At 62.4% G+C, this 17,829-nt stretch carries 10 protein-coding genes; 7 read left to right on the forward strand and 3 right to left on the reverse strand.

Annotated features, from left to right (window positions below; genetic code table 11):
- Positions 1-296 precede the first annotated feature (296 nt).
- Positions 297-851 (reverse strand): queuosine precursor transporter, encoded by a 555-nt coding sequence (locus tag CVS48_RS19295; RefSeq protein WP_100855847.1) that lies wholly within the window; start codon positions 849-851, stop codon positions 297-299.
- Complete coding sequence (proC, locus tag CVS48_RS19300; protein ID WP_100855848.1) at positions 848-1,681, reverse strand: pyrroline-5-carboxylate reductase; 834 nt, start codon at positions 1,679-1,681, stop codon at positions 848-850. The genes CVS48_RS19295 and proC overlap by 4 nt, the downstream gene beginning before the upstream one ends.
- 193 nt (positions 1,682-1,874) lie before the next feature.
- On the opposite strand from proC, the gene ugpB reads away from it, so the two are divergent.
- The 4 genes from ugpB (at position 1,875) to CVS48_RS19320 (ending at position 6,280) form a co-directional block, all read left to right on the forward strand.
- Positions 1,875-3,188, forward strand: a complete 1,314-nt coding sequence (gene ugpB, locus CVS48_RS19305) for a sn-glycerol-3-phosphate ABC transporter substrate-binding protein UgpB (RefSeq protein ID WP_100855849.1) — start codon at positions 1,875-1,877, stop codon at positions 3,186-3,188.
- A 199-nt stretch (positions 3,189-3,387) separates the two neighbouring features.
- Positions 3,388-4,269: a sn-glycerol-3-phosphate ABC transporter permease UgpA gene (gene ugpA / locus CVS48_RS19310; protein WP_100855850.1), complete on the forward strand. Its 882-nt coding sequence runs from the start codon at positions 3,388-3,390 to the stop codon at positions 4,267-4,269.
- A gap of 21 nt (positions 4,270-4,290) precedes the next feature.
- Positions 4,291-5,142, forward strand: a complete 852-nt coding sequence (gene ugpE, locus CVS48_RS19315) for a sn-glycerol-3-phosphate ABC transporter permease UgpE (RefSeq protein WP_100855851.1) — start codon at positions 4,291-4,293, stop codon at positions 5,140-5,142.
- A 49-nt stretch (positions 5,143-5,191) separates the two neighbouring features.
- Positions 5,192-6,280, forward strand: coding sequence for a sn-glycerol-3-phosphate import ATP-binding protein UgpC (locus CVS48_RS19320; RefSeq protein ID WP_100855852.1), 1,089 nt, complete (start codon positions 5,192-5,194; stop codon positions 6,278-6,280).
- Positions 6,281-6,440: 160 nt separating this feature from the next.
- Here the strand turns inward: CVS48_RS19320 and CVS48_RS19325 are convergent, their stop codons facing one another.
- The gene (locus tag CVS48_RS19325) at positions 6,441-7,568 is read right to left on the reverse strand and encodes a branched-chain amino acid ABC transporter substrate-binding protein (RefSeq protein WP_100855853.1); all 1,128 of its coding nucleotides are present in this window, start codon (positions 7,566-7,568) and stop codon (positions 6,441-6,443) included.
- Positions 7,569-7,837: 269 nt separating this feature from the next.
- Between CVS48_RS19325 and CVS48_RS19330 the strand changes: the two genes are divergently transcribed.
- The 3 genes from CVS48_RS19330 to CVS48_RS19340 all read left to right on the forward strand — a co-directional run bounded on the left by CVS48_RS19330 (position 7,838) and on the right by CVS48_RS19340 (position 17,828).
- On the forward strand, positions 7,838-8,434 hold the full coding sequence (locus CVS48_RS19330) for an RBBP9/YdeN family alpha/beta hydrolase (protein WP_100857752.1): 597 nt from the start codon (positions 7,838-7,840) through the stop codon (positions 8,432-8,434).
- Positions 8,435-8,868: 434 nt separating this feature from the next.
- On the forward strand, positions 8,869-16,476 hold the full coding sequence (locus CVS48_RS19335) for a type I polyketide synthase (protein ID WP_100855854.1): 7,608 nt from the start codon (positions 8,869-8,871) through the stop codon (positions 16,474-16,476).
- 20 nt (positions 16,477-16,496) lie between these two features.
- Positions 16,497-17,828 (forward strand): aminotransferase class I/II-fold pyridoxal phosphate-dependent enzyme, encoded by a 1,332-nt coding sequence (locus tag CVS48_RS19340; protein WP_100855855.1) that lies wholly within the window; start codon positions 16,497-16,499, stop codon positions 17,826-17,828.
- Position 17,829 lies beyond the last annotated feature (1 nt).

Raw genomic sequence — 17,829 nt, forward strand, 5'->3', positions numbered from 1 at the left:
ATATTTCCCGGCAAACCTTTAATCGTGACGCATCAGCTTTGCAAACCCATGAAAATACGGGAAATTTGCTGAATTTGCCTTCGGTTCCGACTGGCACACTTGATGCATTTGTGCGCCAACCGATATATGAAAAATCATTAATACACTGTTCGAATACGCATTTAAATACAGTGCTTACGCCGGACTTACGATTAATGATTATTGGGTTAATGAATTCCGCATAATCCACTGCCAAAAAAAAAGCGCGCATCGGGCGATTACCTCGCCACGATGCGCGTCCTTTTCCGTATCCAGCGTCAGGCGTTGGCCGGCTTGGCCAGGTTCCACATCAGCGCCCGGAACGGCGCCAGCATGCTGATGTTGACGACGAGCTTGACCGCCAGGTCGCCCAGCAACCAGGTTGTCCAGGGCGCGCCAGTGGCCGCGAAGGCCACGCTGAAGAACACAGCGGTGTCCAACACCGCGCCCAGCACGCCCGATACCAGCGGCGCGCGCCACCAGCGTTGGTCACGCAAACGGTCAAAGACCTGGATATCCACCAACTGCGCGCAGATATAAGCCAGGCCCGACGCCAGTGCAATACGCGGCGACGCCACCCAGAACGACACCACCAACGCCGCCGCAAAGCCGAACCAGACGACGCGGCGCGCGGCCGACGGCCCGAAGCGCCGGTTCAACACGTCGGTAACGAGAAAGGCGACGGGGTATGACAGGCCGCCCCACGTCAACCAATCGTTAAGCGGCACCTGCACCAGAATGTTCGAGCCCACCACCACCAGCAACATGCACAGCACGGCAATGCCGAACTGCGCACGACTCATCGGCGGAAAGAGCTGGCTTGCCTTGGTCATTGCCCGAATTCCTCGGCCAGCTCGCGCGAACGGCGCGCCGCGGCGGCCATGGCGTCTTCCACGATGCCGGCAAACCCTGCCGCGTCAAAGGCAGCCAGCGCCGCGGCCGTGGTACCGCCCTTGGACGTGACCCGCTCGCGCAGCACCGACAAGGGGTCTGACGATTCGGTCGCGAGCTGGGTCGCGCCCGCAAGCGTGCCCAAGGCCAGTTGCTTGGCCTGCGCCTCGGTCAAGCCGACCTTCACGCCGCCCGCCACCAGGGCCTCAAGAAACAGGAACACATACGCCGGGCCGCTGCCGGACAATGCCGTCACGCCATCCAGCGCGGCGTCGTCCGCCACCCACACCACCTGCCCCACGCTTTCCAAGAGGCTCGCCGCCAATGCGCGATCGGGTTCGCTGACGCCATCCAGCGCAGCCAGGCCGGTCACGCCCGCGCCCACCAGTGCGGGCGTATTGGGCATGCAGCGCACCAGGCGCTTGAACGGTGCGTCAGGGGATCCCAGCCAGCCCGCCAGCGTGTCCGCGCGGATTCCCGCCGCCACGCTTACCACCAAGGTGTCGTCTTGCAGCCACTGACGCGCGGACGCCACAACATCTTTCATGTTCTGTGGCTTGACCGCGAACACCCAAACGCGGCACCGGGCCAGGGCTTCGTCCGGAGCCACAGCGGTCGTCATGCCACGCGCCTGCCAGGCCGCGTGGCTATCCTTATTTATGTCAATGACATGGATGCTCTCGGCGGGGCATACTTTGCCAGCCAGACCGGAGGCCAAAGCGGCCGCCATATTGCCGCCGCCAATGAACGCAATCGAAAGTTCGTTTTTCATAGGGCGGCATTGTAGTCGGTCGGATCCGCTGGGGAAAAAAAAGAAAATGTTCGTTCGCGCCTGAAACGCACAATTTGACAGGCGTTTGCAGTGATGTGAAAGTCACGGTTTTGTCACAAACAATTCATAAGGTGTCGTGTTTTCCGTGTCCGGACAACCCGGTCACAACACGCCCATCAGGAGCAACCTCATCATGCGATCCCACCGTATTGCTTTAACCTTCGCCGCCGTCATGGCCGCGTTCGCGGGCGCGTCCGCGCATGCCGCCACCGAAATCCAGTTCTGGCATTCGATGGAAGGCGCCCTGGGCGACCGCGTCAATGGCCTGGTCGAAGATTTCAACAAGAAGAACCCTGACTACCAGGTCAAGGCGATCTACAAAGGCAACTACGGCGAATCCATGAATGCCGGCATCGCCGCGTTCCGCGCCGGCAACGCCCCGGACATCCTGCAAGTGTTCGAAGTGGGCACCGCCACCATGATGTACGCCAAGGGCGCCATCAAGCCGGTGCAGCAGATGTCGGAAGAAGCCGGCAACCCGATCGATCCGAAGGCGTTCATCGGCGCCGTGGCCGGCTACTACTCGTCGCCGGACGGCAAGCTGGTGTCGATGCCCTTCAACAGCTCGACCGTGGTTTTCTACTACAACAAGGACGCCTTCAAGAAGGCAGGCCTGGACGCCGACAATCCCCCCAAGACCTGGGAAGAGCTGGCCGCCGCCGGCCAGAAGCTGAAGGCCGCGGGCCAGGAATGTGGCTACACCACCTCGTGGCCGTCGTGGACCCAACTGGAAACGTTCTCGGCCTGGCATAACGTGCCTTACGCCACCAAGGACAACGGTTTCGGTGGCCTGGACGCCCGCATCGCCATCAACACTCCGCTGCACGTACGCCACCTGGAAAACCTGGCCAAGCTGGGCAAGGAAGGCATCTTCATGTACGGCGGCCGCGGCGACGAGCCGAACTCGCTGTTCATCAGCGGCAAGTGCGCCATGATCACCGGCTCGTCCGGCCTGCGCGCCAACATCGCCAAGAACGCCAAGTTCGAATTCGGCACCTCGACCCTGCCTTACTACGCCGACGTGAAGGGCGCGCCGCAGAACACCATCATTGGTGGCGCATCCCTGTGGGTCTTCGCCAACAAGAAGCCGGAAGTCTACAAGGGCGTGACCGCCTTCTTCCAATTCCTGGCCTCGCCTGAAATCGCCGCGCGCTGGCACCAGCAGACCGGCTACGTGCCGGTCACCAAGGCGGCTTACGAGCTGACCAAGAAAGAAGGCTTCTACGACAAGAATCCGGGCACCGAAGTCGGCGTGAAGCAGTTGAACGTGGAAACCACCGCACAATCGCGTGGCCTGCGCCTGGGCTTCCTGCCGCAGATCCGTGAAATCGAAGACGCTGAAATCGAACGCATCGTGTCCGGCAAGGTTGCAGCCAAGGACGGCGCCGACAACATCGTCAAGCGTGGCAACGAGTTGCTGGAAAAGTTCGAGAAGAGTGTAAAGTAGCGCCCTTTCCGGGATTCCGTCGGGTGATTGCGTCACGGCATTTCTCTTGCGTGTCAATGACTTAACGGCCAATCCGGATACGAGCGCAAGGCTTAAAGCCCTGGTTTTCTTGGGGCTTTAAGCCTATCGTATTTTTATGAAAGCGGTTTCAAGCGGCGGTTAATCCAACCGCCGCTTTTCTGTACCTTGGGTACCCCCTATGGAAAAACGCGTTGTCTTTGGGCATAAGACCCTGCCCTATCTGCTGCTGTTGCCGCAGTTAATCATTACCGTGGTCTTCTTTTTCCTGCCCGCCGGACAAGCCATGTGGCAGTCCATGCGGCTTGAAGATGCCTTCGGCCTGTCGTCCGAGTTCGTCGGACTCGACAACTTCATGGAACTGTTCTCGCAACAGGCTTACCTCGATTCCTTCCGCGTCACCGCTGTCTTTTCGATACTGGTGGCTGTCGTGGGTCTGGGCGTGTCCTTGCTGCTGGCCGTCATGGCCGACCGCGTGATTCGCGGCGCAGGGATGTACAAGACCCTTCTGATCTGGCCCTACGCCGTGGCGCCCGCCGTCGTCGGCGTGCTGTGGCTGTTCATGTTCTCGCCTTCCGTGGGCATCCTGGCCGTGGCGCTGCGCAACACCGGCGTCGACTGGAACCCGCGCCTGGACGGCAACCAGGCCATGATGCTGGTGCTGGCCGCCGCCGTCTGGAAGCAGATCTCGTACAACTTTCTGTTCTTCCTGGCGGGCCTGCAATCTATTCCGCGTTCGCTTATCGAAGCCGCCGCCATCGACGGCGCCAGCCCGGCGCGCCGCTTCTGGACCATTGTGTTCCCGCTGCTGTCGCCCACCTCGTTCTTCCTGCTGGTCGTCAACATCATCTATGCCTTCTTCGATACCTTCGCCATCGTGGACACCACGACGCAAGGCGGTCCTGGCACGGCGACCTCGATCCTGGTCTACAAGGTGTACAGCGACGGCTTCCGTGGGCTGGATCTGGGTTCGTCCGCGGCCCAGTCCGTGATCCTGATGTTCATTGTGGTTGCCTTGACGGTCGTACAGTTCCGGTACGTCGACCGCAAAGTGCAGTATTGATTTTGTTCGAGGCTAATAACAATGGTTGAACGCCGTCCCTGGCTGGATATTCTGGCCCACGTCATTCTGCTTTGCGGCGTGGCGATGGTGGCATTTCCGCTCTACATCACTTTCGTCGCGTCTACCCAGACCGCTCAGGAAGTGGCGCAAGCGCCGATGTCGCTGATCCCCGGTCCGCACTTTGTCGAAAACTACATGCAGGCGCTGTTTGGCGGCTCGTCCGGCGGTTCGTCGGGCGCCCCCGTCGGCCGCATGATGTACGTCAGCCTGATCATGGCGCTGTCGATTTCCATCGGCAAGATCGCGATCTCGCTGCTGTCAGCTTTCGCGGTGGTGTATTTCCGCTTCCCCGGCCGCATGTTCTTTTTCTGGATGATCTTCGTCACGCTCATGCTGCCCGTCGAAGTCCGGATTGCGCCGACCTACAAGGTCGTGGCAGACCTGGGCATGCTCAACAGCTACGCCGGCCTGACCTTGCCGCTGATCGCCTCGGCCACCGCCACCTTCCTGTTCCGCCAGTTCTTCCTGACGGTTCCAGACGAGCTCATCGAGGCCGCGCGCATCGATGGCGCGGGCCCGGTGAGGTTCTTCTTCGACGTGCTGCTGCCGTTGTCCAAGACCAGCATCGCCGCCCTGTTCGTGATCCAGTTCATCTACGGCTGGAACCAATACCTGTGGCCCCTGCTCATCACCACGCAGGAAGACATGTACCCCGTCGTCATCGGCATCAAGCGGATGATCAGCGGCGGCGACAGCGTGACCGAATGGAACATCACCATGGCCACCGCCATGCTGGCCATGATTCCGCCGGCGCTGGTCGTCATCCTGATGCAGAAATGGTTCGTCAAGGGTCTGGTCGACACTGAAAAGTGACGCTTGCCCACCCGCACCCACCCGAACACGACTCCGAACACGAATAAACATGGCTACTCTCAGCTTCCGTAACGTCAAGAAAACCTATGCCGGCAACGTGCCGGTCATTCATGGCATCGACATGGATGTGAAAGACGGTGAATTCATCGTCATCGTCGGGCCGTCCGGCTGCGGCAAGTCCACGCTGATGCGCATGGTCGCCGGCCTGGAATCCGTGACCAGCGGCGACATCGTGATCGACGATAAGGTCGTCAACACGCTGGAACCCGCCGAACGCGACATCGCGATGGTGTTCCAGAACTACGCGCTCTACCCGCACATGACCGTGTTTGAAAACATGGCCTATGGCTTGAAGATCCGCAAGTTCTCCAAGGACGAGATCAAAAAGCGCGTGGACATCGCGGCGCAGATCCTGGAACTGGGCCACCTGCTGGACCGCCGCCCGCGCGCGCTGTCCGGCGGCCAGCGCCAGCGTGTGGCCATGGGCCGCGCCATCGTGCGTGAACCCAAGGTGTTCCTGTTCGACGAACCCTTGTCGAACCTGGACGCCAAGCTGCGCGTGGCGATGCGCCTTGAAATCATGAAGCTGCATCGTCGCCTGGGCACCACCAGCCTGTACGTAACGCACGATCAGGTCGAAGCCATGACGCTGGCGCATCGCATGATCGTCATGTACCAAGGCGTGCCCGAGCAGATCGGAACCCCCATGGAAGTCTTTGAAAAGCCCGCCTCGACCTTCGTGGCCGGCTTCATCGGCTCGCCCCCGATGAACCTGATGGAAGTGCAGGTGGCCGGCGACGGCACCGTGCAGACGACCGACGGCATGGCGCTGGAAATCTCGCCGCTGCAAGTGCCGTCCCAAGTACGCGGCCGCAAGATCATCATGGGCATGCGCCCCGAGCACATGCTGCTGAACACGCAAGGCGTGCCGGCCGAAGTTGAAATGGTCGAAACGCTGGGTTCGGAACAACTGGTTCATTGCCGCTGCGGCAAGAGCACGCTGGTGGTGCGCTGCACGACGCGCCAGTTGTCGGAGGCCTCGGCCAAGGTGGGCGATCGCGTCAATGTCGGCCCGGACGGCCGCCATCCGCTGCATTGGTTCGACGCCGAATCGGGTCGCCGGGTGCAGGGTCTCTAAACCGTAAGCCATAAGCCATAAACCCGCCACGGCGATCGCCTGGTGCGGGTGCCAGGCAAAAGAATCGGGCCGCAAGCCATGTCATTGGCTTGCGGCCCGATTCACATGCAGCCGGCGGCGTGCAAGCGCGCCACCGTGTCACTGCATTACCGTCACTGCATTACTTGTAGACGGTCTTGGAACCGTCCTTGTGCCAGGTGAACACGTCGAACTTGAAGTTCGTGAGGTCACCCTGCTTGTTCCACGACACCTTGCCGATCGGCGTGTCGAAGGAATTGGCATGCAGGTACTTGGCAACCTTGGTCGGGTCATCGCTGCCCGCGCCCTTGATGCCGTCGGCGATGACCTGGGTGGCCGCGTAGGCCGTCATCTGGAAGGCGCCGCTGGCGTTGCGCTTCTTGGCTTCAAAGGCCTTCACGATGTCGGCGTTGGCGGCGTTCTGGGTAAAGTCGGCCGGCAAGGTCAGCAGCATGCCTTCAACGGCGTCGCCGGCAATGGCGTTGATGTCGGGGTTGCCCGTGCCTTCCGGACCCATCCACTTCGCCTTCACGCCCTGCTCGGCCGCCTGGCGCAGCAGCAGGCCCATTTCGGGGTGGTAGCCACCGTAGTAGACGAAGTCGACGCCTTGCGCCTTCAGCTTGGTGATCACGGCCGAATAGTCGCTGTCCCCGGCGTTCACGCCTTCAAAGATAGCGACAGGCACGCCGCCCTTTTCCAGGTCATTCTTGACTGCCGTGGCGATGCCCTGTCCGTACGACTGCTTGTCGTGTAGCACGGCAGCCTTCTTCGGCTTGATTTTTTCCAGGATGAACTGGGCAGCGGCGGGGCCTTGCTGGTCGTCGCGGCCGATCGTGCGGAAGATGAACTCGTAGTTCTTGCCGTCCGTGACTGCCGGCGCCGTGGCCGACGGGGTCACCATCACCACGCCTTCGTTGTTGTAGATGTCGGCGGCGGCAATGGTTGCGCCCGAGCACACGTGACCCACCACGAAACCGATCTTGCTGTTGACGACGCGGTTCGCCGCAACCGGGCCTTGCTTGGGCTCGCAGCCGTCGTCGATCACCACCGCTTCCAGCTTCTTGCCGTTCACGCCGCCCGCGGCATTGATGCGTTCAATGGCGGTGTCCACGCCTTCACGGACCATGTCGCCGTATTGGGTAACGGCGCCCGTCGTGGGGCCGACTACACCGATCTTGATGGTTTGCGCGTGGGCTCCCGCGGCAAACGTCAGGCCGGCGGCAACGCCAAGCGCCGCAATGACCGGGGTCAGACGAAATGTTGGCTTCATGAGTGGACTCCTCTAGTTGCTTGTAATCGTTGGTTTTCGTATCGGGCGGACGCCGGAAGTACGTATGATCACGCCCCGCTACGGTGCTTTTGCACGGCAAGCATACACTGAAAAAACCCCGCTTTTGGAGCCCATCCGGCCCGAGTTCCGCCCCTCGGCGCGCCGCCGGTGCCGCCTCTTGCAGGCGCGTCGCGTTATATCCCAAGAGGCATATGCAATAGACGATTTATTCGTTTGAGTTACTAACGCTGCGCGGCATCATGGCCGCCATGAGACTCCAACCGATCATCGTCCCCGGATGGAAAAACTCCGGACCCGAACACTGGCAATCGCGCTGGGTCAGCGTGCTGCCTCATGCCGTGCGCATCGAACAGCGCGACTGGGAAAATCCGGAGCCCGCGCAATGGGTGTCCACGCTGGCGGGCGAAGTCGACCGGGCGCGCGCTCCGGTGCTGATCGTTGCCCATAGCCTGGGCTGCCTTATCACCGCTTGCCTGCCCGTCCCCTTGCGCGCCAAAGTGGCCGGCGCCCTGCTGGTGGCACCCGCCGACGTCGAACGGCCCGACGCGCCGGCTTGCCTGCGCGGCTTCGCGCCCATTTCCCGCCAGTCGTTGCCCTTTCAGAGCGTGGTCGTTGCCAGCGACGACGACCCCTATTGCGCCCTCGAGCGCGCCCGCGCCTTTGCCGAAGATTGGGGCAGCCGCATCGTGGTCCTTTCCGGGGCCGGGCACATTAATGCCGAAAGTGGTTTGGCGGATTGGCCTGACGGCCTAAAAATATTCGCCGCACTGCGTCGACGCGCCGCCTGGCGTATTACCACCCCCGCCCCGCGTATCCCACCTGTTCCCATCTGCGGAATGTTCTGAATTACGTCATCTGACTTAATTCCCCGTTTTTCCTTCCCAACGCTTTTCAGCCCTTAAGTCGCCAATCTCTGATTTTGCGACTTAGGGGCTTTTATCGTTCTTTTACCGATATTTTTCAAATGATATGGTTACTTAGCGAACTTTCCTATGGTTTGTTGATATTAGAAGCTTCTTGATTAATCTTGCGCCAGACAAGTTACAGGCGATTGATATGCTAGCGCGCAGCAATCGTGGGGAATTCAAAATCGATGCAGGTAAACCCCTAAATTCCAAGTTGATTCGTCGCCACAGTAGACATTCCGGCATCAATACCGCGTGCGGAATTACTTAATATCATTCAGCAGAAATCATATTGTTCCTATGATCGCCCGCATGTTCTTTATTCAAAGAACGGTCGCAGGGAACAGTCGAAGCCCGCCGGAGAAGGACATTGCATGGCTAAGCGCGTCGCCGTAATCGGACTCTCGTTCCGGTTCCCCAGCACAACCACGGACAATTATTGGGCGGCGCTGCTGGACGGCCGCGACCTGATCACCCAAGTTGCCGAAGACCGCTGGTGCCGGGACGCTTATCTGCATCCCGCCAAAGACCATCCTGGCTCGTCCTACACCTTCGCGGCGGGTTCCATCGGTGATGTGTCCGGATTCGACGCCGATTTCTTCGGCATCTCTCCACGCGAGGCGGCATTCATGGATCCGCAGCAACGCCTGCTGCTGGAAATGAGCTGGGAAGCCATGGAGCAAGCCGGGGTGCGCCCATCATCCCTGCGCGGCTCAAACTGCGGTGTCTATATTGGTATCGCCAGCTCCGATTACGCCTACCGCCTGGCTGACGATGCGAATGCCATTGACGCATCGATGGCTACCGGAAACACCGCGAGCATCGCCGCCAATCGCCTGTCCTATTTCTTCGACCTACGCGGCCCCAGTATCGCCATGGACACCGCATGCTCGTCGTCGCTCGTGGCATTTCACCAAGCCTGTCGCGCCATCGTGTCGGGGGAATGCAGCCAGGCGCTGGCAGGCGGCATCAGTCTGCACCTGCACCCCTACGGTTTCGTCACCTTTTCCAAAGCCTCCATGCTCTCGCCGCAGGGCCGGTGCAATGTATTCGACGCGGCGGGCGATGGCTATGTCAGGTCCGAAGGCGGCGGCGTCTTTCTGCTTAAAGACCATGACCTGGCGCTGGCGGACGGCGACAATATCCTGGCCATTGTGGCCGGCTCGGCCGTCAACACGGATGGCCGCAAGTCAGGCCTGACCGTACCCAGCGCCGACGCGCAAGCCAACCTGATGCGCCAAGCCTACCAACAGGCCGGCATCTCGCCTTCCGACATTGACTACCTCGAAGCCCACGGCACAGGAACCGCCGTCGGCGACCCTATCGAAACGCGCGCCATTGGCGTGGCCCTGGCCCAGCAGCGTGGCAAAGACGCGCCGCTGCCCATCGGATCCGTCAAAAGCAACTTGGGCCATCTTGAAGCCGCTTCCGGCGTTGCCGGGCTGGTCAAGGCAATTCATGTGCTGCGCCACCGCGTCGTGCCGGCCACCATCGGTATCCAACGGCTGAATCCCAAGATCGAAGTCCGCGAATGGAATCTGGATATCGTTACGCAGAATCGAAAGCTGCGCCCGACGGGCAGGCTCATCGTCGGCGTGAACTCGTTCGGTTTTGGCGGAGCTAACGCCCACGTCATTCTGGAAAGCCCCCCCCTGCGAGACCCGTCCGCCGAAAGCAAAATGGCCAAGACCGCAGCGATTCCCGTCATGATTTCGGGCAAGTCACCACAAGCGTTGAAGGCTGCGGCCCGACAGATGGCCGATGCGCTGCGCCACCAGCCGACCAGGTTTCTTTATGACGCCGCGTATCAAGCGGCCATTCGCCGCGACTGGCATGGTGAACGCGCGGTGGTATTCGGTACCCAGTGCAACGCCGTGGCCGACCTGCTCCAGCAATTTGCCGACAACGCTGAATCCACGCATGAGGTGGTCGCCGGCACGGCGCTTGAAAGTGCCCGTGGGCCGGTGATGGTCTATTCGGGAAACGGCTCACAGTGGGCGAACATGGGTCGACGGTTGCTGTCCGACCCCGTCTTCGCGGCGGCAATCGACGAAGTGGATGCGTTGTTCTCGCAGTACGCCGACTTTTCCTTGCACAAAGAACTGGCCGGTGAAAACGGCGACGACCGCTACCAGCGAACCGAAATCGCGCAGCCCGCGCTGTTTGCCCTGCAGGTGGGCATTACCCGCATGCTGGCGCAGCGCGGCGTAGTACCCAGGGCCGTGATCGGCCACAGCGTCGGCGAAGCGGCGGCCGCGTGGGCGTGCGGGGCCATGAGTCTCGCCGATGCCGTGTGCCTTATTTTCCAGCGCAGCCGCCTGCAAGGGCAGACCAAAGGCCTGGGCAGCATGACGGCCGTCGGCCTCAGCGGCGAAGAAGCGCAGGCCTTGATTGCCCTGCATCGCCTGGGCGGTTCAGTCTGCGTGGCGGCCTATAACAGCCACCGCGGCGCCACGGTAGCCGGCATGCCGGCGGCCTTGAGCGTTCTTGAAACGGTATTGGCCGAACAAACCATATCCTTCCGCCGGCTTGATCTGGACTATGCCTTCCACAGCCCCGCCATGGATGGCATCGAAGCCGACGTCCGCAGCGCGCTGGCGCGCATCCGGCCTCGCACCAGCGACGTGCCCTTCTATTCCACGGTAACCGGCGCGATCCTGGATGGCGCGGCATTGACCGCCGATTACTGGTGGCGCAACGTACGCGAACCCGTGCGTTTCGAGCAGGCGGCAAAGCAGCTTGTCGCAGAGGGCAATAACATTTTCATCGAGGTCGGCCCGCACCCCCTGTTGCGCTCCTACCTTAACGACACGCTCAAGACAGCGGACATGCACGGCCGCGTGCTCAGCACATCTACCCGAGGCGGTGACGACGCCGAAAAGGTCTGGATAGCCGCCGGCCAGGTCATCGTCAGCGGCGGGCAGATCGATTATTCGTCGCTGTTCCCTTGGGAAGGGCCAAGTGTCGATTTGCCCACCTACCCTTGGCAGCGCGAACGTCACTGGCACCCCACCACGGAGGAGTCACTGGGGCTGCTGACGCGCCATGTGACGCATCCGCTGCTGGGCTACGCCATGCCGCAGCATGAGTACACCTGGCAAAACCAGCTTGACACCCAATCCCACCCCCTGTTGGCCGACCATGTGGTGGGTGGCGCCGTTGTATTTCCCGGAACCGGCTTCGCCGAAATTGCGCTTGCCGCAGTCTTGCATTGGCAAGCGGGCAACTACGCCGAAATTGAAGACCTTGAGATCCACGCCCCGCTGCTGCTCAACGCATCGCCCAGCAAGCTGACTCGCCTGTTGCTGGACGACGCGGATGGCCGCTTCCGCATTACCGCCAAGGATGCCAACAGCCCCTCGCCCTGGGTCAAGCACGCCAGCGGACGACTGTTGTGTGAAGCGGGTGCTGCCCGCCTTACGCAAGACACATTGGTTCTCCCCTGCAGCGTGCCGGACTTCACCGCGTCGATGCATGAAGCCTTGACGCGTTCGGTAGGCCTGGATTACGGCCCCGCCTACCGTGCCGTATCGCATGGCTGGATCGAGCCCGGCAACAGCGTTCTGGCCGTGTTGAAACCCGACGCGTGCCTGTCCGCCGAGCTGAGCACCACGCATCTGCATCCCGCCCTGCTGGATTGCAGCTTCCAGCTCATTATTCAGCTGCTGCGCGACGACCCAGCAATGGGGCAAGGCATCGCTTTCGTCCCCGCCAGGATTGGCCGCTTGACGCTGCTGGCCAATGCCGGCCAACCCGCCGCGGCACGCGTGCGCCTGGAACGCCGGGCGCCGCACTCGCTGACCGCCAGTTTTGAACTCTACAACGCAGCCGGCGAACAGATCGCCGCCGTCGAACAGGCCCGCTTTCGCAGCATCCGCCTGCGCAAGCCCGCATTTGCCAACCTGTGTTTTCTGGATGTCGTCGCCATACCGCGCCCGCTAGCCCCGGCGGGTCCGAACCCGTTTGACCACGCGTCACTGCGTACCGCCTTGGCCGACGCCGTCGCCGCCTGCGTGGACGAGGGCGCGCATAGCCGTTATGCCCTGGAAGTGGACCCCCTGCTGGACAGCCTGTGCGATGGCTTTGCGCTGGACGCGCTGCGCCAGCTTGCCCCCGACGGCAAGTTGCTGCCGCAGACCTTGATCACTGAACTGCGTCGTTGCGCGCCAGACGCCGCGCGGTTGCTGGACCACACGATCAGCCGGCTGACTTCGGCCGGATACGCCCAGGTCAGCGCCGCCGGCGTCCTCATGCCCGCGCAAAACGACAATCAAGGCACTTCGCTGGACATCTGGAACACGCTGATGCGTGACTATCCAGACTACACACGGATCATCCATGCCATTGGCCGCGTCGGCTTGCACCTGCCTGCCTTGCTGCGCGGCGACGTGACGCTAGACGAGGTCTGCCCCGTGGCGAGCACGCCGGCCCTCGTCACCCGCACCGCCATCGGCCCGGCCGGAGCCCAGCACCTGGGCGCCGCTCTGTGCCGGGCCGTGGACCAGGCGCAAGCCAAACGCATGGCTGGCCAGCGCGTGGCCATCATCGAAGTCGGCCAGGCAGCGCCTTTATTTTCTTCCCGCATCTGCGACACCCTGGACGCCAACGTTGCCGATTACTGTTACGCCTCCGACCACACCGAGGTGCTGGAGCAGGTGCTACGCCAACAGGCTGGGCGCCAGCCCAACGCGCACATCGAACATATCGGCCAGGAAGGCGTGACGGCCACTCCCTGCTACAACCTGGCCATTTTCCATTGCGAATTCGACACGCTGGAGGCCGCCCGCGCCGCGCTGCGCCATGCGCGGTCCAGCCTGCGGCCGGACGGCGTGCTGATACTGGTAGGCGCACACCCCGCCGCGTGGGGAGATTTCGTCTTCGGTGGACGCCAAAACTGGTGGCAAGCCAGCAACAACGGCCAGCTACTGTCCACGCAACAACCCGCCGAATTCTGGCGCGACGAACTGCAATCGCTGGGCCTGCATTGCGACAGCCCTTTGGCATTCTCGCCATCCATCGAGACAGGCGCCTATCTGCTGACGGCACGCCTGAACGAGGCCGACAACACGAATGCCGCCATCAACGTCGCCATGGAACCCGCTGACTGGCTCATCCTGGCGGACCGCAAACCGGATGCCCTGGCGCATTCGCTGCAGGCCGCGCTGACCGCCGCTGGCCATCATGTCCGCCTGGCCGCCGGGGTGGCCCCCGAAGCCCTGGACGACTTGCTGCGTCACGGCACCATCGGCCCCACCCATCACGTCGTGCATCTGAGCGGCCTGGCGTGGGCTGACACCCAGGACACCCACCAGGAACTGCTGGCCAGGCAGACTCACCGCTGCGCGATGGCCGCCGCCGCCATCCAGGCATGCGAACGGACTCAAACCGGCGCAACCCTGTGGTTGATCACCGCCAACGCCGCCCAAGATCCACTCGCCACAACCAGTCTGCCGCGCGCCATGCACACGCTGAACGATGCAGCGTTGTGGGGCTACGGCCGCACGCTGGCAAACGAAGCGTCAAACTTCCGCGTCCGCTTGGTCGACATACCGCTGGCTCAGTCCACGGAATTGGTGGACGCATTGGCGCGAGAGCTCAACGCGCAGGACGACGAGGACGAGATCATTCTTGATGGCGCGGGCGCGCGCTACGCGCCTCGCCTGCGTCACGCCACGTACCCGAAGACGGTTCAAAGAGGTCCAACCGGGCCGCAAGCCGTGCGCCTGGGCTTTGAATTCCCCGGCCAGTTGCGCAACCTGCGCTGGGAGTCCTGCGCGGCGCCCGCTCCGGGCGACGACGAGCTTGAAGTTCGCATCGAAGCCACCGGCCTGAACTTCCGCGACGTCATGTACGCGCTGGGCTTGTTGTCCGACGAAGCCATCGAAAACGGCTTCGCCGGCCCCACGCTTGGCCTGGAGTTTTCGGGCACCGTCATCCACGTCGGCTCGCGGGTGGACGGCTATGCCATCGGCGACGCCGTGGTGGGCTTTGGCCCCGCGAGCTTTGGTGACCGCGTGCTGACCAAACCCACCGCCATCTCGCACATTCCCGAAGGCTTCTCGTTTGAAGCCGCCGCCACCATCCCCAGCACCTTCTTCACCGTCTACTACGCGCTGCACCACCTGGCACGCCTGGAAGAAGGCGAAAAGATCCTGATCCACGGCGCGGCCGGCGGCGTGGGCATTGCCGCCATCCAGTTCGCGCAATGGCGGGGCGCGGAAATCTACGCCACCGCCGGCTCAGACGAAAAGCGTGACCTGCTGCGCCTCCTGGGCGTGCGTCACATCTACGACTCGCGGTCCTTGTCCTACGCCGATGAAATTCTGGCCGACACCGACGGCTGCGGTGTCGACGTCGTGCTGAATTCGCTGGCGGGCGAAGCCATCAACCGCAACCTGCGGGTGCTCAAGCCCTTTGGCCGCTTCCTGGAACTGGGCAAGCGCGACTTCTACGAGAACACCCGCATCGGCCTGCGCCCGTTCCGCAACAACATCAGCTACTTCGGCATCGATGCCGATCAACTGATGAACGAACGCCCCGACCTGACGCAACGCCTGTTCGCGCAGATGATGGCCTTGTTCCGCCAAGGCGTCCTGCATCCGCTGCCCTATTCCGTGTTTGATGCCAACGACATCATCGACGCCTTCCGCTACATGCAGCAGGCACGCCAGATCGGCAAGATCGTCATCACGTATCGCAACGGCATCCGCGACATCCACCCGCCGGCCGCCCCGCATCGTGCCGGCCTGACGCTGCCCGCCAACGCCACCTACCTGGTTACCGGCGGCCTGGGTGGCTTTGGCCTGCGCACCGCGCATTGGCTCGCCGACAAGGGCGCCCGCAACCTGGTCCTGATCAGCCGCGGCGGCCCCACCACCGACGCCGCGCAAGCCGCCATCGCCGCCCTCCAGGCCCAAGGCGTGTGCGTGCATGCCGTCGCCTGCGACGTCACTGACCGCAAGGCGCTGGCCCGCCTGCTTGATGAAACGGCCACCACGCTGCCACCGCTGAAAGGCGTCGTCCACGCTGCCGTTGTCATCGACGACGGCCTGGCCCGCAGCGCCACGCCCGAACAAATTGAACGCACGCTTGCCGCCAAGGTGCTGGGAGCACAACACCTGCATGACCTGACGCGCGCGAAGCCGCTGGACCTGTTCATCCTCTATTCGTCGGCCACCACCCTGTTCGGCAACCCCGGGCAAAGCAACTACGTGGCCGCCAACACCTGGCTGGAACGCCTGGCCGCGCAACGCCGTGCCGAAGGGCTGCCGGCCACCTGCATACGCTGGGGCGCCATCGACGACGTCGGCTTCCTGGCACGCAACCCGAAGATCAAAGATGCCCTGCAAGGCCGCATGGGCGGCGGCGCGCTGGCGTCCCAGGTCGCCCTGGATGCGCTGGAAGACATGCTGGTGGCCGACGTGTCCGGCCTCGGGGTGCTGGAACTGGACTGGCGCGCGCTCAGCCGCTTCCTGCCCACCGCCGGCCTGCCAAAGTTTTCGGACATTGCCCGCCGCGCTGGCGATGCCGGTGACGACGATGGCGGCGCCGACGACATCGCGCACATGATCGCCACCCTGGACGACGCCACGCTGCACGAACGCTTCACCGACATGCTCAAGACAGAAATCGGTGAAATCCTGCGCGTATCGCCCGATAAGATCGAAGCCACCCGGTCCGTCTACGACATGGGCCTGGACTCGTTGATGGGCGTCGAGTTGGTCGTGGCCCTGGAGAACCGCTTCGGCATCCGCCTGCCCGTGATGGCGCTCAACGAAAGCCCCACGCCCGCCAAGCTGGCGCAACGCCTGGTGCTGCGGCTGCGCGACGAGCACAGCGACGCCCCAGGCGACGCTGTGGCCGCCAGCGTGCAGCAAGTGGTTGCCAGTCACGCCGCCGAGGTCAGCTCCGGCACCGTGTCCGACTTCGTCGACGAAATCAGGATGAACGGCAGTCTTCCCATGCAACGCATAATCCCGTAGGCCAGCCTGAATTGAGCACCATGAAAAAACTCCCTGGCCTTGCCGCTGGCATCAAGGACAAACTCATCCAGCAAGCCCTGGAACGCAAGCTGCGCCTGGCCGCCGCACACACGGGCCGGGCGCCCATGCGGCCCACCGAAAAGCAGGCGGAAATTCCAGAGGCGCACTACCGCTTCCATCTGCACCCAGGCTATCAGCAACTGCGCATCATCAACGACGGCGCGCTAAGGCTTGGCATCAAGAATCCCTTCTTCAAGCTGCATGACGGCACGGCGGGAGCCCAAACCAGGATCAATGGCTTCGAGTACGTCAACTACGCCAGCTATAACTATCTGAACCTGTCCGGAGACCCGATCGTGACGGCAGCTGCCAAGACCGCGATCGACCTGTACGGCACGTCGGTATCCGCAAGCCGCCTGGTATCGGGAGAACGACCCGTGCACCGCGAGCTGGAACAGGAGATTGCGGCGTTGTACGGCGTGGACGACGCCATCTCATTCGTCAGCGGCCACGCTACCAATGTGTCGACGATCGGGCACCTCTTCGGTCCGCGCGACGTGGTGCTGCACGACGAACTGATCCACAACAGCGTGCTGCAAGGCATCCAGCTATCAGGCGCCCGCCGTCTGCCCTTTCCTCACAACGACTGGCAAGCGTTGGACGCCAGTCTGAGCGAACTGCGCAGCCAGTTCGAACGCGTCCTGATCGTGCTGGAAGGTATTTACAGCATGGACGGCGACTTCCCGGATTTGCCCCGCTTCATTGAAATCAAACAGAGGCACCGTGCCTTCCTGATGGTCGATGAAGCGCACTCGCTGGGCGTGATGGGTGCGCGGGGCTATGGCATCCGTGAGCACTTTGGCGTGGATGGAAAAGACGTGGATATCTGGATGGGCACGCTAAGCAAAACGCTGGCGGGCTGCGGCGGGTATATCGCCGGGGAAACCGCCTTGATTGACCACTTGAAGTTCCTCGCGCCGGGCTTTTTGTATAGCGTGGGCATGCCGCCCAGCGTCGCGGCGGCGTCGCTGGCGGCCTTGCGGCGGATGAAAGAACTGCCCGAAAGAGTGCGGGCGTTGCAGGCCAGGGGAAGGTTCTTTCTAGAGCAGGCAAAGGCGGCTGGAATTGATACGGGCACAAGCGCCGGCCTGGCCGTCGTGCCCGCGATCATGGGCGGCTCAGTGAAAGCCACTCGGGTGTCAGCGGCCTTGTTCAGGCACGGTATCAATGTGCAGCCGATTCTGTACCCAGCCGTGCCGGAGAAGTCAGCAAGATTGAGGTTCTTTATCTCTTGCATGCATACGGAAGAGCAAATCGGAACCACCGTGAAGATTCTGGGCGAGTCGGCGTGAT

The sequence above is a fragment of the Achromobacter spanius genome (assembly GCF_002812705.1).
GTDB classification, from domain to species: domain Bacteria; phylum Pseudomonadota; class Gammaproteobacteria; order Burkholderiales; family Burkholderiaceae_B; genus Achromobacter; species Achromobacter spanius.